The following is a 19,286-nucleotide window of genomic DNA, read 5'->3' as shown; positions in this document are numbered from 1 at the left end:
GGCCGCTGCCGTGACGTTCGCGCCCGCGGCCAGCTCCGTCGGCGGAGCGAACCGCCGCTCTTCCCTCAGCAGATTGGCCAGGCTCTGGTTGCTCAACTTGATACTCCTCAGGGTGTTGCGATGTGACGATTGATCGGGAGCGGCCGCGCCTGATCAGTTGGCGCCGATGCCCGTCAGCGAGCGGACCTCCAGCTCGGCGTGCTTCTCCTCGCCGCGCTCCTCGGGCCGGGACAGCAGGGTGCCGAGCCAGCCGAGCAGGAAACCGAGGGGAATCGAGATCAGGCCGGGGTTCTCCAGGGGGACGAGGTGGAAGTCCACGCCCGGGAACATGGAGGTCGGCTTGCCGGAGACCACGGGGGAGAAGAGCACCAGCAGCACCGAGGACGCGAGTCCGCCGTAGATGCTGCTCAGCGCGCCCACGGTGGTGAAACGCTTCCAGAAGAGGCTGTAGACGATCGTCGGCACATTGGCCGAGGCCGCGATCGCGAAGGCCAGTGCCACCAGCGCCGCCGTGTTGAGCTTGTCCGCGAACATGCTCAGGGTCACGGCGACCGCTCCGATCGCCACCGCCGACCAGCGGGCCACCCGGACCTCCTGCTGCTCCGTGGCCTTGCCCTTGCGGATGACGTGGGCGTACAGGTCATGGGCGAAGGACGCCGAGGAGGCCAGGGTCAGACCGGCCACCACGGCGAGGATGGTGGCGAACGCGACGGCCGAGATGACGGCGAGCAGCAGTGCCCCGGTCGTGGACGCAGGGCCGCCGCCGAGTTCCCCGGCGAGCATCAGCGCGGCCGTCGTACCGGCGGGGTTGGACGCCTTGATCGCGTCCGGGCCGATCAGTGCCGCGGCGCCGAAGCCCAGCGCGATGGTCATCAGGTAGAAGGCGCCGATGACCGCGATGGCCCAGTTCACCGAGGTCCGCGCGGCGCGGGCGGTCGGGACGGTGTAGAAGCGGACCAGGATGTGGGGCAGTCCGGCGGTGCCGAGGACGAGGGCCAGGCCCAGGCTGACGAAGTCGAGCCGGGTGAGGGAACTGAGGCCGTACTTCAGCCCCGGTTCGAGGAACGCGCCGCCCTTGCCGCTCGCGTCGGCAGCCGAACCGAGCAGCGAGGAGAGGTTCCAGCCGAAGCGGTTCATCACCAGGACGGTCAGCAGCACCGCACCGGCCATGAGCAGGCCCGCCTTGATGATCTGCACCCAGGTGGTGCCCTTCATCCCGCCGATGGTGACGTAGAGGATCATCAGCGCCCCCACGCCCAGGATGATCCACTTCTTGGCGTCGTCGCCGGAGACCCCGAGCAGCAGCGCGACCAGCGAACCCGCACCCACCATCTGCGCCAGCAGATAGACGATGGAGACCACGATCGTGGAGACCCCGGCGGCGGTACGGACCGGACGCTGCCGCATCCGGAAGGCGAGGATGTCCGCCATCGTGAACCGGCCGCTGTTGCGCAGGGGTTCGGCGACGAGCAGCAGTGCCACCAGCCAGGCGACCAGGAATCCCACCGAGTAGAGGAAGCCGTCGTAGCCGAAGAGCGCGATGGAGCCGGTGATGCCGAGGAAGGAGGCCGCCGACATGTAGTCGCCGGAGATGGCGAGACCGTTCTGGAAACCGCTGAACGACCGTCCGCCGGCGTAGAAGTCGGTGGCGTCCTTGTTCTTCCGGCCGGCCCACACCGTGATGCCCAGGGTGACGGCGACGAAGAGGAGGAACAGGGCGATCGTCATGGTGCGGTTCTGCGAGGCGCTGGACGCGGCGAGGTTTCCGGCCGCGAGGACTCCGGTGCCGTTCACACGTCACCTCGCGCGGGGGCGAGCACGACGGTGGGGGAGTCGGTGTGGAGGGATGCGGCGAAGCGCAGCGAGTCGGCCAGCGGGTCGAGCCGGGACTTCGCGTACCGCGTGTAGAGCCAGGCGATCAGGAACGTGGAGGCGAACTGCGCCAGGCCCAGCACCAGGGCGACGTTCACGTTGCCGACGAGCCTGGTGGTCACCAGGTCCGGTGCGTAGGTGCACAGCAGGACGTAGGAGACGTAGAAGAGCAGGAACGCCCCGGTCATCGAGAAGGCGAACCGCCGGAAACCGGTGCGCAGTTCGGCGAAGGTCTCGGTCTCGCGTATCTCCGCGAACGGTGATGTCTCGGGCGCTTCGGTCGGGCTGGACATGGAACTCCGTGCGTACTGTGCGGGGTCGGGAAGGTGGACGGGCGGCCGGCGATCAGCCGCGGAGGAGGGCCACGACCTGGTCCCCCACGGTGAGCGGCTGCCGGGAGTCGTCGGGGGGCAGCACGGGCGGCACCCGCGTCGGCCGGCATTCCTGCCCCGTCCCGGCGCTCGGGGACACGACGCCCGCCGGGTAGCCGGTGGCCGAGACGTACAGGGCACAGAGACTGAGGAGCAGCGCGCAGGAGAGGACCACGATGATGGCGCCGCTCTTGTCGTGCCGGGCGTGGCACACGGGCACGCCGTGCGCCCAGGACGCCTGCGGCCACGGTGCCCTGGACCATACGGGCGCCTGCGTCCAGGGTGCCTGGGCCGGCACCGGCGCGGTCGCGCCGGCCGGATACGGGGGCGGTGCGATGGCGGCGGCCGGATGCCGGAACGGTGCGGCCGGTGTGGTCGTGGCAGCCGGAGGACAGGCCGGTGTGGTCGGGCCGGCCGGCCCCTCGGCCGGTGCCTCCGGCGTCGACGCGGCGTCGGACGCTTCCCCGGCGTCCGTGCCGGATGGTGGCGCCGGCTTCTCGGCCCGTGCGGGCGACTGAGTGGTCATGCTGCTCCCCGTTTTGCGAAGTTCGGCGGTCCCCTCGGTCCCTTCCGGTGGACCTCCCGGGCGGCCGTGTGACGGATGCCCGGGGCCGGGACCAGCCGTGGCGGTGAAGGCCGGTGCGTCCGTGAGCCCGTGGGGCGGGACGCGGCTGTTCACCGCGGCTGTCGGAATCGATCTCACCAGCGGGCGTCGGCTTCTGGCCAGCGTTACGCACCGTAAGGTCTAGATCTTTCGGCGGGTATGCGGGGTCTTTCGGTAGGTCCACTCGGGCCCCGGTGGAAGAATCGAACGCTGCGTCCAGCCGCCGGAGAGACCCGAGGGGAAGAGCGATAAACGTGCCGCACGCTGCACATTCGTCCGTCCGAGCCACCGCGGCGGATGAGCTGTGAACCCCGGTGCGACCGTCGGGCCCCCCGCACTCGTGCCCGATCCGATCGGCCGGGAAACCGAACTGGCCGACCTTCGCGTCCTCTTCGGAATCGGCCGCGACAGGGCTCCGGAGACCCCCTCCGGGCCCCGCAACATGACGGACGGTGACCAAACGTTCGTTCTGGTGCGAGGCGGCCACGGCAGCGGCAAGACCTCCGTGCTCCGTGCCCTGATCGACGAGGCACGGGCCGACGGCCGGGCCGTGCTCACCGCCTGGGCCGACCCGGCCGAGAGCCGGACCGACCTTGCCGTACTGCGCCAGTTCGACGAATCGGCCCGGACCGGCTCCGCCACCGGCGCCCCTGCCGGACCGGCGGGGGACGGCGGACTGCACCGGAGCCTCGACGCCCTGGTCGCCGGACCGGCCGCCCAGGGCGGCCGGCCGCTGCTCTGCGTGGACGACCTCCAGTGGGCGGACACCGGGTCACTGCTCGAGCTCCGGCGCCTGATGCGCCGTGCGGGCGGCACCCAGCCGGACGTCATCGCCACCATCGGCCCCGGCGAGGCACCCGACGAGAACACGCTCGGCGCAGTCCTGCCGCTCTTCGGCCACCAGGTGGGCCTCACTGCGCTCGGCCCCGACGTCATACGCACCTTGCTCGGACGGATCCCCGGCCGGCCGGCCGGCCCGGAACTCGTCGAAGCCTGCCGGAAGGCCACCGGCGGCAACCACTTCCTGCTCCGCTCCCTACTCGGCGTGCTCGCCGCCGCGGTGCCGGACGCCCCGCCGGGGACACCGCTCGGAGAACAGGTCATGTCCGACGCGTTCGCCGTGCTGGTGCCCGAACTCGCGCCCACGGTCCGCTCGGTGATCCGCAGCACCGGAACCCACGGCGAGGCCGTGGCCCGCACGATCGCGGTCCTCGGCTCCGCCCAGCCGGTGGAGCTCGTCGCCGAGGTCGCCGCAGTGCCCCAGCCGGCGGCCGAGGACGCCGTCCACGCCCTCGTACGCGCCGGGCTCCTCCGCCGGAGCGAGGAAGGCGTCGGCACCACGGCCTCCCTGCTTTCCGCTGCCGTCGCGACGTCCGTACCGCCCAGCGCGCGCCAGGAGATCCACGCCCGCGCCGCCCGCTTCCTGCTCGGCCGCGCCGCATCGCCGGAGCGCACGGCCCACCACCTCCTGCACTGCGCCCCCGGCCAGCCGTCCGCGTCCGACGTGCTGCGCCGTGCCGCGGCGGAGGCGGCCGACGCCGGGGCCCGCGACCGGGCTGCCCGTTATCTGCGGCGCGCCCTGCGCGAACCGCTGGCGGAGCAGGAGCGGGCCGCGGTGCTCTCCCGACTCGGAGAAGCCGAGCTGGAGTCCAGCGTGCCGGACGCCGTCGAAGGACTGCGCCGCAGCCTGGAACTCAGCCGGGAGCCCGCCGACCGGACCTCCGCGGCCCGCCGGCTGGCCGGGGCGCTCTTCGCCGTCGACCGCTACCTCGACGCCCTGGACGTGCTGGAACGCACGAGCGCCGCCCTCCGCCCGGTCGATCCCGGCTACGCACTCCGGCTGGAGATCGACTTCCTCTTCGTCAGCCTGATCGAGATCGAGTCCGCCGTGCGGGCCCACCCGCGGCTGATGGAACTGACCCTGACGGATGCGCAGGGCGTCGCGGTCGAACGCCCCCTGGCCGCGTTGCTCAGCCTGCGCGGGGCGATGGTGGGGGAGGGTTCGGACGAGGTCGTGCGGCTGGCCCGGATCGCGCTGAGCAACGGCATGTCACCGACGGACGACGAATCGGTCGTCTACCACTGCGCGGTCCTCGCCCTGGGTGCCGCCGGCCGGCCCGATCTGGCACACGAGTACGCCGAGGTGGCCATCGACGAGGCACGGGCCCGCGGCGCGGTCTTCCAGTACTCGCACGCCATCAGCACCAGGGGCAACGCCAACTCCCGGTTGGGCCGCACCCTGGAGTGCCAGGCCGACGCCGAAGCCGCCCTGGAGGCACTGCTGGAGGTCGGGGTGCCGCTCGGCGCCAGCCATACGGTCTTCGCCGCCGCCACCCTCGTCGAGGCGCTGACCCGGCAGGGCCGCACCGACGAGGCGCAGTCGCTCCTCGAGCGGAGCGGCATGGACGGAAACCTCCACCCGTACTGGACCAACGACTACCCCCTGGTCGCCAGGGGCTGGCTGCGCATCGAACAGGGACGGCTGGAGGACGCCCTGGCCGACTTCCTGCTGTGCGGTGCCCGCACCGCGGCACGCAACATGCCCGGCCCCGGTTTCTACCCCTGGCGCTCGGAGGCCGCGCAGATCCATGCCCGGCTCGGGCAGCACGAGGAGGCGGTCCGGCTCGCCCGGGAGGAGGTGGCACTGGCCCGGCGCTGGGGGGTACCCGAGATGACCGGCGTCGCGCTCCGCGCCCTGGGACTGGTCACCGGAGGAGCGGACGGGCTGCAGAAGCTCGACGAGGCCGTACGCGTCCTGGACGCCTCGCCCGCCCGCTTCCGGTACGCCCAGGCGCTGGCGGACCGCGGGGTCGCCGCCGTGCGCTGCGGCCGGGTACCGGAAGGCCGCGCCGACCTCCAGGAAGCCGTCAGCCTCGCCCGCGAGTGCAGCGCCTCGGTGGTCGCCGAGCGCGCGCTGCGCGAGCTGCGCGCCCTCGGCGACCGGCCCCGCACCCGCACGTTCCACGGCGTGGACGCGCTCACCCCGACCGAACGCAGGGTGGCCGCTCTGGCGGCCGGAGGGATGACCAACCGGGAGATCGCCGAGCACCTGTTCGTCGGACTGCGGACCGTGGAGATCCACCTCACGCACGTCTACGGCAAGCTCGGCATCAAGGGCCGTCAGGAACTGGCGGAGGCGCTGGGCCGCTGAGCCCCCGCGGCGTCCTGCCCGGTGCCGGAGCGCTGGTGGGGCAGCGGGATCGAGTGTTCGCCCTGGGGGAACGTGACGGTCCGGGCCGGAGCGGGGATGCTGATGCCCTCGTCGCGGTAGCGCCGGTGCAGTCGCTTGATGAACTCGTGCTTGATCCGGTACTGGTCGCTGAACTCGCCGACCCCCAGGATCACCGTGAAGCCGATCCTGGAGTCCCCGAAGGTGTGGAATCGGATCAGCGCCTCGTGCTCCGGCACACCGCCGTCCACGTCCGCCATGACGCTCTCCACGACCTCGGTGGTGATCCGCTCGACGTGCTCCAGGTCGCTGTCGTAGCCGACCCCCACCTGGACGCTGAGCGTCATCTCCTGCTCCGGCCGGTGGAAGTTGGTCATATTGGTGCCGGAGAGCTTGGTGTTCGGGATGATCACCAGGTTGTTGGAGAGGTTGCGCACCACGGTGTTGCGCCAGTTGATGTCGACGACGTACCCCTCCTCGCCGCTGCTGAGCCTGATGTAGTCACCGGGCTGCACCGTGCGGGAGGCGAGGATGTGGATGCCGGCGAAGAGGTTGGCGAGTGTGTCCTGCAGGGCCAGGGCGACCGCGAGTCCGCCCACGCCAAGCGCGGTGAGCAACGGCGCGATGGACACGCCCAGTGTCTCCAGGACGACGAGGAAGCCCATCGCGAGCACCACGACGCGCGTGATGTTCACGAAGATGGTCGCCGACCCGGCGACACCGGACTTGGACTGCGCGACGGCCTGCACCAGCCCGGCGATGATCCGCGCGGTGGTGAGCGTCGCGGCCATGATGAGCACCGCCGTCAGGGTCATGGTGACGTTGCGCGAGACCCTGGTGGTCAGCGGCAGCGCCGAGGCCGCGACCGCTGCGCCGCCGACGAGCGCTGCCCAGGGCGCCAGGGTGCGCAGACCGTCCACGATGATGTCGTCGCCGCTCCAGCGGGTCCTGCCGGCCCGTACGCCCAGCCACTTCATGACCACCCGCAGCAGCAGGGCCGCGGCGATGCCCGCGGCGAGCGCGATCCCGGAGACCACCAGGTCGTGCAGAGTGAGGTCCCGGTTCACCGTGTTCCCCCCTTCGGGTGCGGAACGGGGTGAGCGGCGGCCGCCGCTGTGGACCGGATGCGATGTGTCGTCACCTTGCTTGCCACCTGCTGTGTTTCCGGAGTGGGCTGTGCAGCCGCGCCGGACGCGTGGAATCCCGGCCGGCGCGAGCAGTCATCCTGCCGCACCTGGCCGCCAGGGGTGCGGTCGGGGCCGGTCGCCCCGACTGCCGCGCTCCCCCGCGGTGCTCGGGCTGCGGTCGCCGGGTACCAGCGCACGAATCTGATGCTCGGGCAGCTCCCACTGCCATTCGGTGACTCGGAGCGCCGACGGCATCATCGGCCACCTCGGGGCCCGGTGTCCGGCCTCGAGCCCTGCCGCCGGAGCCGCGTCGGCCGCCGTCAGGACTCCTGCGGCACCACGCGCGCGTCTGTGACGTACACCCGGGGGAACCGTCCGCCGTGCACACCGAGGAGGCCTGGCGGTCGACCGGGCCGCGCCGGACTCACACCGGCCGGGCGGTCCCCGACCACGCCGCGGCACCGGCCCGGCAGCCGGGCGGCCGGGTGCGGTCGCGCAGGGAAGCGTCATGCCGGGCACGGCCGCGCGTCGAACGGGCCATGTTGGGCGCGCCTGTGCGTGGAAGTCCTGCCGGTCCGCGTGCCTGCACCTGGAGCCGTCGTGGCCGACCGGCACGGCCGGTCCCGCAGGAGGACGTGACCTTCGACGCAAACCCGCCGTCCGGGTTGTGGACGGGTTCGCGGAACTGATCGAGTACGCCTGTCACCCTTGCGTCACCATCGCCGCCCGAAGAGCCACGAGGAGACCACCGCATGACGACCGGGTACTTCACCTCGGTGGACGACGTCGCCGCGCGCCTCGCCGGGACCGGCTATCTGGCGTCGCCCGCCGTGGCCACGACCGTCTTCCTCGCCGACCGTCTGGGCAAGCCGCTGCTCGTGGAAGGCCCCGCGGGCGTCGGCAAGACGGAACTGGCGAAGGCCGTCGCCCGGGTCGCCGACGCGCGCCTGATCCGGCTCCAGTGCTACGAGGGCGTCGACGAGTCCCGCGCCCTCTACGAGTGGAACCACGCCAAGCAGCTGTTGCGCATCACCGCGGGCCGCGACGAGAGCTGGGACGAGACCCGCACCGACGTCTTCAGCGAGGAGTTCCTGCTCCCGCGGCCCCTCCTGACCGCGATCCGCTCCGACGACCCGGCCGTACTGCTCGTCGACGAGACCGACAAAGCCGATGTCGAGGTCGAGGGGCTGCTCCTCGAAGTGCTGAGCGACTTCCAGGTGACGGTGCCGGAACTGGGCACGATCACCGCCACCCGCAGGCCCTTCGTGGTGCTCACCTCGAACGCGACCCGGGAGCTGTCCGAGGCCCTGCGTCGCCGCTGTCTCTTCCTCCACCTGGGATTCCCGGACGCGGAACTGGAGCTCCGCATCGTACGGATGAAGGTTCCCGGCCTCGACGAGACCCTCGCCGCGTCCCTGGTGCGGCTGGTCGGCGCCCTCCGAGGCATGGACCTGCGGAAGGTGCCCTCGGTCGCGGAGACCATCGACTGGGCCCGCACGCTGCTGGCCCTCGGCGCCGACACCCTGGACGAGCGGATCGTGCGCGACAGCCTCGGGGTCGTCCTCAAACACCAGGACGACGTCGTGAAGGCGGCGGCCAGGCTCGAGTTGGACCCCGTGTGAGCGCCTCCGCGACCGGTGTCGCGGACCGGCTGACCGGCCTCGTCCAGGCGCTGCGCGCGCACGGGCTGGGCATCGGCCCCGGTGAGACCGTCGACGCCGGGCACGCGCTGGAGGCACTGGGGCTGGCCGACCGCGAACGGGTACGCGAGGGCCTCGCCGCCACCCTGCTCCACCACGACGGGCAACGGACCGTCTTCGACCAGGTCTTCGACCTGTACTTCCCGCTCGGCGTCGGCGCACCCGAAGGCACCCGCGGGTCCCGGGAGGAGCACACCGACCCGGCCGCGCTGCGGGACCGCCTGGCCGCCGCGCTGGCCGCCGACGACCGGGCCGGGCTCGCGCAGCTGGCGGGGGAGGCCGTCGACGGCCTCGGCGGCTACGGCTCCTCCCCGGCCTCGGACGGCTGGTCCTCGTACCAGACCCTGGCCAGACTGCGACCCGAGACCCTTCTGGCACGGGTGCGGGCGATGCTGCGTGACGGCGCGGGCGAGGGCGACGGGCCGGAGTTCACCGACCGGCTCGTGGACGACGAGATCCGCCGCCGCATCGAGGCGTTCCGCGAGCTCGTACGCACCGAGGCGCGCCGACGGGTGGCGGAGCGACGCGGCACGGACGTGATCGCGCGCCGGGCGGTCGCCGGAACCGCCGACACCGTCGACTTCCTGCTCGTCGGCCGCGCCCAACTGGAAGAACTCCGCAGGACGGTCCATCCCCTGGCACGCAAACTGGCCACCCGTCTGGCGGTCCGCCGTCGCCGTGCCGCGCGCGGACGGATCGATCTGCGGCGGACCCTGCGCCGTTCGCTGTCGACCGGCGGCGTGCCTCTGCGGCCGGTCCTGCGGCGGCCCCGCCCCGCCCGGCCGGAGCTGGTGCTGCTCTGCGACGTGTCCGGTTCGGTATCCGGTTTCTCCGGCTTCACGATGCTGCTGGTCCAGGCGCTGCACGACCAGTTCTCCAAGGTCCGCGTGTTCGGTTTCGTCAACCGCATCGACGAGGTGACCGGGCTCATCGGCCGCGGCTCGGCCGATCCGGCGGGACTGGCCGGGCGCATCCTCGCCGAGGCCGCGGTCACCGGATGGCACGACCGCAGTGACTACGGCACCGCCCTCGGCGAGTTCGTCGAGCGCTACGGCGACGCCGTCGGCCCGCGTACCGCCGTCTTCGTCCTCGGCGACGCCCGGACGAACATGAGCGATCCGAACCTCGCCGCCCTCGAGCACATCGCCGCCCGGGCGCGCCGGGTCCACTGGCTCAACCCCGAACAGAAGTCCCTGTGGGGGACGGGTGACTCCGCCGCGCTCGACTACGCGGCCCTCGTCGAGATGCACCCCTGTCGCAACGCCCGGCAGCTCGGCGCGCTGATCGCCCGGCTGCTCCCGGTGTGAGCGGCGGTTCCGGCAGGTGGCACCACCGCTACCACGTTGTCCGGCAGCCGCCGGGACGACAACCCGTCCGGCCGGCGTTGTCATCCCGGCCGGCGCCCGGTGCACGAACGGGTGGTGGGTCAGGAGGAGGCGGTCACCGCCGTCTCGCAGGCCGTGCGCAGCGGCCGCGCCGGCATGGGGACCCCGACCGGCCCACCGGCAGCTTCCTCTTCCTCGGACCCACCGGTGTCGGCAAGACCGAACTGGCCAAGGCGCTCGACAACCGTCTGTCGAACATGCTGCTGGACGCCACGCTCAACCCGGGCGACACCGTCGTCGCCGGCATCAAGGACGGTGAACTGGTCCTCACGCTCCGGACGGATGCCGAGCCGTCCGTCCGGGCCGCCGCATGACGTGACCGGCACCGCTCTCACAACGGCGGGGCCGGCCGGATCGGTTCGTCGATCCGGCCGGCCCCGGCCTCGTGGCACCCACCGGTGCCGTCAGCTGCTGTAGACGCCCACCTCATGCAGGGAGTAACCCCACTTGGTGCCGCGTTCCAGACCGTGGACGCGGACGTAGCGGGCCGATGTCCCGGCGAACCGTGCGGTATCCAGGCCTCCGTCGCCTGCGGTCGTCGACCATACGGACTGCCAGTTCGTGCCGTCGGAGGAGACCTCGATGCGGTATGCCTTGCCGTAGGCCCGTTCCCAGTCGAGAGTGACGCGCTTGACGAGGCTCGGGGCTCCGAGGTCGATCCGGAACCACTGGTCGTTGTTCCAGTGGCTGGCCCAGCGGGTGCGCGCCTTGCCGTCCACAGCCCTGCCGGGAGCGTAGCTGACGAACGGGTTCCACTCCGAGGAGCTGGCGGAAGCGGACGAGCCCGTGGCGAGGTTCACCCCGGCCTTGTGGTTCTCGGACGCCCCCCACGTCCTGAGGTAGGACTCGGCGCCCCGCATGAGGTCGTCCACGACCTCCTGGCCGCCGACGATCCGGACGTCCTCCACCCAGTCCGGGACCAGTCCGTAGTGCGAGGCGCCGTCGGTGTTGATGTCCCAGGTGCGTTGGCCGGTGGTCTGCCGGTCGATGACGGCACTGCCGTCGGCGCTGCGGAAGGGGTACCGCACCGGGTTGGGGGTGTCCGCTCCGCGCGGGCCGGGCCAGCCGCCGACGCCGTTCATGTCGGTGCCGTACCCGTACCCGACGCCGTACTTCTCGCGCAGGGCCTTGGTGCGCTTCGCCTCCGCGCTGAACCCCTCGGCGCCGCTCATGTACTGGGTGATGAAACCGCCGAGCCGGTAGACGCGCTCCGTCCAGTTGGAGTCCATCCAGCCGTGCGACGAGATCACACCGGGGTACGACTCGGACTCGAGGATGTCGAGGACCCGGCCCGCGGCCTTGACGCTCATATGGTCGATCTCGACCATCATCTTGCGTTTCATCATGCCGCGCACCGCGTACTCGCCGAGCGCCGTGAGGCCGCGGGTGTTGCACTGCGCGTCAGCCGCGTACGAGGGGACCTTCACGCCCGCCGGGAGTTCCTTCTCCGCGTGGGGCGCCGAGGTGAGCCCGATGGGGTTGTCGTGCTGCGGGCCGGTGCACTTCTCCGTCTTCCAGAAGGTGCCGGTCGACAGGAACTGGCCGACGTTGATGGCCTTCCCGAGCGAACCCGAGTCGAAGCGGACCCCGCACAGGGCGTTGTCGAACTTGTGGCACAGGAACATGCTGCGCACGCCCAGTTTGTGCAGCTCGTCGAGGCCACGGTCGATGTCGTCCTTGCTGCACTGGGCGATGTCCAGGATCTGCTTGCAGCCGAGCGGCTCGGAGGTCTCGACGCCCAGGACGACGGCGAGCTTGCCCTGCTCGATCACCTCGCGGGCCTGCGCGCTGTCGGTGACGATCCGGAACCAGCCCTTGCCCGGGCCGCCGTACATCCGGTCGACGTAGTCCTGGAGCTCGTACGTCTTCCGTGCCTGCAGGCGGATGGACGTCATCTCGTCGCAGCTGCGGTCCTTGAAGAAGTACACCGAGCAGATCACGCCGTTGGTCACGAGGTCGTTGACCAGCACACGCTGACCACCGCGCCAGGCGCGCTCGACCCAGGCGTAGTAGTTCTGCTGGTGTGTCAGGGAGTCATGGGCGGGCCAGTCCTTGAACGTCGGCCAGCCGTTGGGATCGTGCTTGCCGTCCCCGCCCTTGGTGATGAAGTCGAAGATCGCGAGCGAGCCGTCGGGGTAGTGCTCGGGGCAGTCCTTGAGCGCATCGGCGATGCCCTGCTCGGAGAAGGTCTTGCCGCAGATGAGCCGGCCGCCGAAGGCCTCGTTGGACATCAGGTGGTTGTGCGCGTCGACGAAGCCCCGCACCTGCCCCTTGGCGTCGGTCCCCTTGAAGGGCTCGCCCGTGACGTTGATCCCGGAGTCCGGCGAAGGACGCCCGGACGGCACCCACCAGCCGGACTCGGCGGAGTCGGCCGAGGAGCTCGGGGCCGTGCCGAGGACCATGGCCATTACGGTCAGGAACAACGACAGGAAGGCCATGGGCCTGCGTTTGCGGTGCTTGTGTCGGGTCACGGTCATCAGCGATGTCCTCGGTCAGCGGACGGGGCGGTCGGGCCGGCCGGGTTGTCCGGGGCTCGACCGCCCCGGGCGGGGGGTGGATTGTCATGGCACGCGTAATCGGTGCGACGAGGATTACGATTGTGAGACCCGGAGTCAATAGCTGGGAGGGCGTCATCTGACGACCCGTCGGAATTCGAACTCGCCCTGCTGGACCGGCTGTCGGCCCCGCCTGTCCCTACGCCCGGCGTCGAAAGCGGTTCGTGGGCGCGCCGCCGGCGATGGCAGGAAGTGGCCACGACTGCTGATGATCTCGACGCCGTGGAGCGAATCCGCTCGCGGAGCGTGCCTGCGAGCGCCTGGTCCTGGAACTCGTGCGCCGGCTCGACCTGGGCGATCCGAGTACGGTCTGCGAGCTCTTCACCCCCGACGGCATCTGGGAATGGCCGTATGACGGGCGACGGATCGAAGGCCGGGAACCCCTGCGTGCGTACTTCGGTTCCCGGCCGGCGGACCGCCTGTCCGGGCGCGAGGGCTGGGCCGGAGAGATCGAAGGGCTCGACCTGACCCTCAAACTCGTCCGCGCCAAGCGCGACGACACCCACCGTCGAGCCCAACGCCCCACCCTCGACCTCGGGATCCCCACCCCACGAACCGCTCCCTCAAGCCGCTGATCGACGGGATTCTGAAGGCGAATTCGCCAGTCGAGCAACTGTCCACCGTGGGTATGGTGGGCGGCGCCGTGGTGGGCCTGTTGCCTTCCGTCCAGGGCCTGAGCCTCACGCCTTCTCGGGCAGGTAGGCGGCCAGCGCCCGCAAGCCCGCCAGCACCTCGTCGGCGGTGGGCGCGGAGTCGGGGTCGGTGAGGTGCTGCATCATCAGGCCGCCGACGAGGGCGAGCTGCACCGAGCCGATGGTGCGAATCGTCTCCTCGGAGAGCTCGGTCTCTGCGGTTCCGGTGACCTCTCGCGCCATGCCGCTGCGCCCCTGCCGCAGCCCGGCGGCCACCTGCTCACGCAGTTCCGGATCGCGCTGCGCGCGCAGGACGGTCTCCAGATTGGCGGTCCAGAAGGTCTTGTTGACCGAGAACGCCTCGATCAGCCGGCGCCATAGTGCGCCGAGGTCGGTGTCGCCCGCTGACGGTCCGAAGACCTGGTCTCCCGAGTCGAGTGCCTCGAAGAGCGCCCGGTTGAGCAGCGCCTCCTTCGAGCCGAAGTGATAGCCGATCGCCGCCATGCTGACGCCCGCCGCGGAGGCTAGGTCGCGGACCGTCGTGCGCTCGTAGCCCTTCGCGAAGAGGCACTGCCTGGCGGCCTCCAGCAGCTTCTCCCGATTCCCCATGGCACAGACCCTAGCAACGATCTGCACGTTTGCACCAGACGAACGCCTTAGGCGATCGACTCAGGCAAACGTCTTGCGCATTTGCCCAAATCCTGACTACCGTTTCGTGCATCGAAGATCACGCCGATCCTTGGAGCCCGGATGAACACCAGGAAGTCCCGCGTCGCAGCCCTTGCTGCGGCCACCGTCTCCGCGACGCTCGCGGCCACGGTGATCACGGCCGGTCTCGCCTCCGCGCACCCCGGCGCCCAAGTCGTCCCCACCCTGGTGGCGACCGCCGAGGGTCCGGTGCAGGGCACGGCCGCCGGTGCGGTGCGCACGTTCCAGGGCATCCCCTACGCGGCCCCGCCGACCGGAGAGCGCAGGTGGAAGGAGCCGCAGCCGGTGCGCCCCTGGTCATCGCCGCTGAACGCTCGGGCGCCGAAGAGCGCCTGCGCGCAGCCGACCGACCAGCCCATCTCGATCGAGGGCGGAGGCGGGGAGGACTGCCTCTACCTGAACGTCACGACTCCGGCCGGGCGGACGACGGGGCGTCTGCCGGTCATCGTCTGGATTCACGGCGGCAGCTTCACCTACGGCGACGGCGCCACCTACCGCGCGGCCAAGCTCGCCGCCGCGCGGCAGGGCGCGATGGTCGTGACGATCAACTACCGGCTCGGCGCGTTCGGCTTCCTGACCGCACCCGGCCTGCGCGCACCGGCCAACCTCGGCCTCCTTGACCAGCAGGCCGCGCTGAAATGGGTCAACCGCAACGCCGGCGCCTTCGGCGGCGACCCGCGCAACATCACGATCATGGGGCAGTCGGGCGGTGGCTACAGCGTCTGCGCCCAGTTGGTCTCGCCCGGCGCCCGCGGGCTCTTCAGCAAGGCGATCGTGCAGAGCGCGGGCTGCGTCGGACCGGACGGTTCGTTCACCCGCGAGCAGGCGGAGGCCAGCGGGCTCGCCGTCGCTGAGGCCGCGGGCTGCGACGATCCGCGCAGCGCCGACTCCTGCCTGCGGGGCAGGTCCAGCGCCGAGCTCATCGAGGCATCCGTCTCCGGGCACGACGGGTATCGGCCCGTGGTGGACGGCAAGGTGCTGCCCGAGGCCCCGTCACGTGCGATCGCCGCGGGGCGGTTCGCCCGGGTACCGGTGCTGCACGGCTCCACCCACGACGAGATGAGTGGACTGGCCGGGCTCGACGAGATCATGACAGGGCGGCCACTGACCGCCGAAGGCTATGCCGAGAAGGTCACTGAGCAGTTCGGGAAGGATGCCGCCGCGGTCCTGGCCGAGTATCCGGCCGCGGCCTACCCGGCACCCGGAGCGGCGCTGTCGGCCGTGCTGACCGACTCGGAGTGGTCGACCGCGGCGCTCGACACCCAGCGCGCGCTGGCCCGCCACACGCCCGTCTACGCCTTCGACTTCGCCGAGGCCGAGGCCCCGTACTTCAAGAACGTGACGCGGCCGACGAGTTTCCCGCTCGGCGCCGGCCACATGATCGACCTGGCCTACCTCTTCGACAACGATCTGTTCGAGCCGCTCGATGCCACGCAGGCCGGACTGTCGGACACGGTGGTCGCCTACTGGAGCCGGTTCGCGTCCACCGGGCAGGTGAACGGACATGGCCTGCCCATGTGGAAGCGGTTCACGAACCGCGGCCCCTACGTGCAGCGGCTCGCGTCCGGCCGCATCGGTCACACCGATTTCGCGGCCGACCACCACTACGCCTTTTGGAAGGCACTCGCCCCTCACGGTGAGGTGAAGGGCTCCTGACGGAGTACGCGACAAACGCCGCCGTTTGCAGCTGATGACGATCCTGCCGGCTTGTTCCGTGCCCGGCGGGGCTGGCGGCTCGTTGGTCGGGGCAGCAGCGGCCGTCTTGGCTTTCCCGGTCGCGGGTGGCGTGTGGGATGTCGATGCGGCCGAGGCCGTGGCCGAAGGTGCCTGAGCTGACCGCGCAGGTGGCGCGGGCGGTGACGGCACGGGGCCCGTACCCGTTGGCGATGCGGGTCCGTGACGAGCTGGGCGAGTTGTTCGCGGACGCCGGGTTCGCCGAGGCGTTCGGGGCCGGAGGGCGGCCGGGCTGGTCACCGGGGCCAGCTGGCGCTGGTGACGGTGTTGCAGTTCGCCGAGAACCTCACCGACCGGACGGCAGCGCATCGGGTGCGGTACGGCATGGATGTGAAGTACGCGCTCGGCCTGGCGGGGGACCCGAGGCGGTCGCGCGCGTCCCCCGCCACATGACCGGCTCCAGCAGCCGCGAATCATCCTGTTTCGGTCCCGGTCGCACGAGGGTGACCGGGACCGGAACTGCAATCGTGGCTTCGGTCGTCGCTTGTGGGCCGTTCAGCGGCTGATGTCGTCCAGCTCGGTCAGGTCCTCATGAGAGAGGGAGAGTCCCGCGCCGGCGATGTTCTCGCGCAGGTGTGCCGTCGATGACGTGCCGGGGATGAGCAGGATGTTCGGTGATCGCTGCAGCAGCCAGGCCAGTGCGACGGACATCGACGTCGCCTCCAGTCGAGCGGCGACTTCCGAGAGCGCCGAGGACTGCAGCGGGGTGAAGCCCCCGAGGGGGAAGAAGGGCACGTACGCGACGCCTTCGGTGGCGAGCCGGTCGATGAGCTCGTCGTCGTGGCGGTGGGCGAGGTTGTACATGTTCTGCACGCACACGATCGACGCGATGCTCTGTGCCTCGGCGACCTGCTCCTCGGTGGCGTTGCTGACCCCGAGGTGGCGGATCAGGCCCTGCTGCTGGAGTTCGACGAGCGTCTCGAACGCCTCGGCGAGCGAGCCGGGCTGGGGACCTTCGGCGTTGCCAAGCCGGAGGTTGACCAGGTCGAGTACGTCGAGCCGGAGAGACTTGAGGTTGTCGTGGACCTGGCGGCGCAGATCTTCGGGTCGCCGGGCCGTGGGCCAGCCACCCTGTGCGTCGCGGGTCGCGCCCACCTTGGTCACGATGCGCAGCGACTCGGGATAGGGGTGCAGTGCCTCGCGGATCAACTCGTTGGTGACCCGCGGCCCGTAGGCGTCGCTGGTGTCGATGTGGGTGACACCGTAGTCGACCGCTTCACGCAGAACGGCCAGGGCACCCTCGCGATCGGCCGGCGGCCCCATCACCCACGGGCCGGCCAGTTGCATGGCACCGTAGCCGAACCGGGTGACGGTCAGGTCACCCAGAGTCCAGGTGCCGCCGGGAAGAGCAAGGGAGGGTGTGCTCATCGTGTTGCCTTTCGTCGTGCACTTGGGGGTGGCGCCTGCTGCCTCCCTGCATCAGCATTGGAGAGAAACTTCCTGTCAGGAAGTAGGCACTTTGGAGTGCGTAACCCACCCATCGGTGAGAGGTGCGATCAGTGACGACGATGAAGGCGGCCCAGAAGAGGGCTCAGGCCAAGGTGGAGTACAACGCGTTCCTGGCAGGCTGCCCCAGCCGGCAGCTGCTCGACCGCATCTCGGACAAGTGGGTCGTCCTGATCCTGTGTGCGCTGGGCGGCGACAACAACCCTGGACCCCCCGGTGCAGCGCACGCAGACGCTCCGAAGGCGATGCGCTACTCCGAGATCTCTCGTCTTCTGGCCGGGGTCAGCCAGAAGATGCTGACCCAGACGCTACGGTCGCTGGAGCACGATGGTCTGCTCACCCGCACGGTGACGCCAACCGTCCCCGTGACCGTCTCCTACGAGCTGACCGACCTCGGCCTCTCCCTCCACCACATGACGCGCGGGCTCAGAAACTGGGCGCAGACACACATGGCCGAGGTCCTCGCAAACCGCGAGAACTACGACGCTCGCACCTCCTGACCGAACCGCCCGACAGCTCTATATCTGGGGTGCCGTCAACGAGCGGCGAACCAGGTGACAAGTAACCCGTCAGTGGCTTCCTGGGCGGGTTTTCACTTCTAGGGGCGGCCTGTCCGGCTGATAGGTGTGCTGCCGGTCCGGCGCCACGGCTTCTCGTACCTGCCGCCGCATGCCCGGCATTGGGCCCGGAAGAGCGTGGCGGCGGGACCCATCTGGTCACTGGGCTCGGTGGGGTACTCGGCGTTCTGGATTGGGGCGACGAGCTGCGGGGCGGTGCAGGCGCACGCGTGGGCGGTGGACGTGCGCGGGCTCGCCGGCAAGCAGGCCTCCCGGCCGCGGATCTTGCTGGCTCGTCTGGGCCTCACCGGTCCTGCCGGACGCGGTGCACGACTGGTGGCAGGACGAAGGCTTTCCCTACCCGTACGTTCGAGGGAATTCCCGGCTGGGAGCGGCGTCGCCGACGGGAATATCTTTGATCGCGCTCAGACAGATCTGAGTCGGGTCCTCCATCCGAACCGCCGCGTTTGGGTGCGGAGATGGCCGCACCTCCGTGTGTTCGTCGCACACCTCACTCACCGTCAGGGAGCCTTCATGCGCATAACCAATAGGGCCGCGGGCTGCGTGCTCGCCGCCGCCGGCGTGTTAGGCCTGTCCGCCACCGTGCCGTCCACCGCGGCCGCCTCCCCGTCTCCCGGGGTGAACGTCGTGGGCGGCACGCCCGCCACCACAGACACGTACCCCTTCGTGATGGCCCTCACGACACGCAACGGCCACCTGAACTGCGGGGGAACCCTCGTCGCCCCGCGCAAGGTCGTCACAGCCGCCCACTGCGTGAGCGGCAGGGACACCCGCAGCGTGCGGGTCCTGGGCGGCCGAACGGATCTGCACACCTCCGCAGGCACCGAACGACGGGTGGCCAGCATCTGGGTCCACCCCGACTGGGGCTCCGGTCCCCGTATGAGCAGCGACGTCGCCGTCCTGACGCTTGCAGACGACATGCCATACCAACCGCTGCCCTACGTCGGCTCCTCCGACACCGGCGTCTACCGCCCCGGAACCAAGGCTCGGGTGCTGGGCTGGGGGCGGACCGGCGAGAAAGAGCCGGTCGCCAACGTGCTAATGACCGCCGAAGTGCCCGTCGTCTCCGACAGCGACTGCGCGAAGGCGTACGACGAGAGCTTCCTCGCCTCCGACATGGTCTGCGCTGGCTACGACGAGGGCGGCACCGACACCTGCAGCGGCGACAGCGGGGGACCGCTGATCCTCGACGGCAGACTCGCCGGAATGACCTCGTGGGGCGCCGGCTGTGCCCGACCCGGCAAGTTCGGCGTCTACACACGACTGACCGCGTTCTCCGACCCCGTCCGGGAGCAGGTGGAGGAGTTGGTTCACCAAGGAGCGCCGCGGCACCCGTAGTTCGGAAAGGGCACACGGCGGCGCGGGGCGCTGGGAGCACCTGTTCCGAGGGCCGTGCGGACGCAGG

At 70.8% G+C, this 19,286-nt stretch carries 14 protein-coding genes and 1 pseudogene; 8 read left to right on the top strand and 7 right to left on the bottom strand.

Annotated elements, in window-relative coordinates; all coding sequences use genetic code 11:
• Positions 1–153 precede the first annotated feature (153 nt).
• From ACZ4Z5_RS31700 to ACZ4Z5_RS31690, 3 genes are all read right to left on the bottom strand, one after another.
• A complete protein-coding gene (locus tag ACZ4Z5_RS31700; protein ID WP_468269436.1) occupies positions 154–1,728 on the bottom strand; it encodes a solute symporter family protein in 1,575 nt (524 codons plus the stop codon).
• Positions 1,729–1,790: 62 nt separating this feature from the next.
• On the bottom strand, positions 1,791–2,165 hold the full coding sequence (locus ACZ4Z5_RS31695; RefSeq protein ID WP_468269428.1) for a DUF485 domain-containing protein: 375 nt from the start codon (positions 2,163–2,165) through the stop codon (positions 1,791–1,793).
• A 52-nt stretch (positions 2,166–2,217) separates the two neighbouring features.
• Positions 2,218–2,769, bottom strand: coding sequence for a hypothetical protein (locus tag ACZ4Z5_RS31690; protein WP_468269426.1), 552 nt, complete (start codon positions 2,767–2,769; stop codon positions 2,218–2,220).
• Between the two features lie 382 nt (positions 2,770–3,151).
• Here ACZ4Z5_RS31690 and ACZ4Z5_RS31685 point away from each other — a divergent pair, with 382 nt between their 5' ends.
• Positions 3,152–5,998, top strand: a complete 2,847-nt coding sequence (locus tag ACZ4Z5_RS31685; protein ID WP_468269424.1) for a helix-turn-helix transcriptional regulator — start codon at positions 3,152–3,154, stop codon at positions 5,996–5,998.
• Here ACZ4Z5_RS31685 and ACZ4Z5_RS31680 read toward each other — a convergent pair.
• On the bottom strand, positions 5,968–7,083 hold the full coding sequence (locus tag ACZ4Z5_RS31680) for a mechanosensitive ion channel family protein (RefSeq protein WP_468269422.1): 1,116 nt from the start codon (positions 7,081–7,083) through the stop codon (positions 5,968–5,970). The genes ACZ4Z5_RS31685 and ACZ4Z5_RS31680 overlap by 31 nt on opposite strands.
• Before the next feature lie 812 nt (positions 7,084–7,895).
• Between ACZ4Z5_RS31680 and ACZ4Z5_RS31675 the strand changes: the two genes are divergently transcribed.
• From ACZ4Z5_RS31675 to ACZ4Z5_RS31665, 3 genes are all read left to right on the top strand, one after another.
• Complete coding sequence (locus tag ACZ4Z5_RS31675; RefSeq protein WP_468269420.1) at positions 7,896–8,765, top strand: AAA family ATPase; 870 nt, start codon at positions 7,896–7,898, stop codon at positions 8,763–8,765.
• The gene (locus tag ACZ4Z5_RS31670) at positions 8,762–10,150 is read left to right on the top strand and encodes a vWA domain-containing protein (RefSeq protein WP_468269418.1); all 1,389 of its coding nucleotides are present in this window, start codon (positions 8,762–8,764) and stop codon (positions 10,148–10,150) included. The genes ACZ4Z5_RS31675 and ACZ4Z5_RS31670 overlap by 4 nt, the downstream gene beginning before the upstream one ends.
• A 77-nt stretch (positions 10,151–10,227) precedes the next feature.
• Entirely contained in the window at positions 10,228–10,542 is a 315-nt protein-coding gene (locus ACZ4Z5_RS31665; protein ID WP_468269438.1) for a P-loop NTPase family protein, read from the top strand.
• 90 nt (positions 10,543–10,632) lie between these two features.
• Here the strand turns inward: ACZ4Z5_RS31665 and ACZ4Z5_RS31660 are convergent, their stop codons facing one another.
• Positions 10,633–12,705, bottom strand: coding sequence for a galactose-binding domain-containing protein (locus tag ACZ4Z5_RS31660; protein WP_468269416.1), 2,073 nt, complete (start codon positions 12,703–12,705; stop codon positions 10,633–10,635).
• 270 nt (positions 12,706–12,975) lie between these two features.
• Between ACZ4Z5_RS31660 and ACZ4Z5_RS31655 the strand changes: the two are divergent.
• Positions 12,976–13,214, top strand: a pseudogene (locus ACZ4Z5_RS31655) (nuclear transport factor 2 family protein); the annotation flags it as partial.
• A gap of 249 nt (positions 13,215–13,463) precedes the next feature.
• Here the strand turns inward: ACZ4Z5_RS31655 and ACZ4Z5_RS31650 are convergent.
• Positions 13,464–14,024, bottom strand: a complete 561-nt coding sequence (locus tag ACZ4Z5_RS31650) for a TetR/AcrR family transcriptional regulator (protein WP_468269414.1) — start codon at positions 14,022–14,024, stop codon at positions 13,464–13,466.
• A 141-nt stretch (positions 14,025–14,165) separates the two neighbouring features.
• Here ACZ4Z5_RS31650 and ACZ4Z5_RS31645 point away from each other — a divergent pair, with 141 nt between their 5' ends.
• Complete coding sequence (locus ACZ4Z5_RS31645; protein WP_468269412.1) at positions 14,166–15,779, top strand: carboxylesterase/lipase family protein; 1,614 nt, start codon at positions 14,166–14,168, stop codon at positions 15,777–15,779.
• Positions 15,780–16,352: 573 nt separating this feature from the next.
• On the opposite strand, the gene ACZ4Z5_RS31640 is transcribed toward ACZ4Z5_RS31645, so the two are convergent.
• Entirely contained in the window at positions 16,353–17,225 is an 873-nt protein-coding gene (locus ACZ4Z5_RS31640) for an aldo/keto reductase family oxidoreductase (protein ID WP_468269410.1), read from the bottom strand.
• 140 nt (positions 17,226–17,365) lie between these two features.
• Here ACZ4Z5_RS31640 and ACZ4Z5_RS31635 point away from each other — a divergent pair, with 140 nt between their 5' ends.
• The gene (locus tag ACZ4Z5_RS31635) at positions 17,366–17,803 is read left to right on the top strand and encodes a winged helix-turn-helix transcriptional regulator (protein WP_468269434.1); all 438 of its coding nucleotides are present in this window, start codon (positions 17,366–17,368) and stop codon (positions 17,801–17,803) included.
• A 591-nt stretch (positions 17,804–18,394) separates the two neighbouring features.
• On the top strand, positions 18,395–19,219 hold the full coding sequence (locus ACZ4Z5_RS31630) for a S1 family peptidase (protein WP_468269408.1): 825 nt from the start codon (positions 18,395–18,397) through the stop codon (positions 19,217–19,219).
• The last annotated feature ends 67 nt before the right edge of the window (positions 19,220–19,286 follow it).

The organism is Streptomyces sp. NPDC030222, from assembly GCF_055573115.1.
This window is presented reverse-complemented; position numbering and strand designations above follow the sequence as displayed.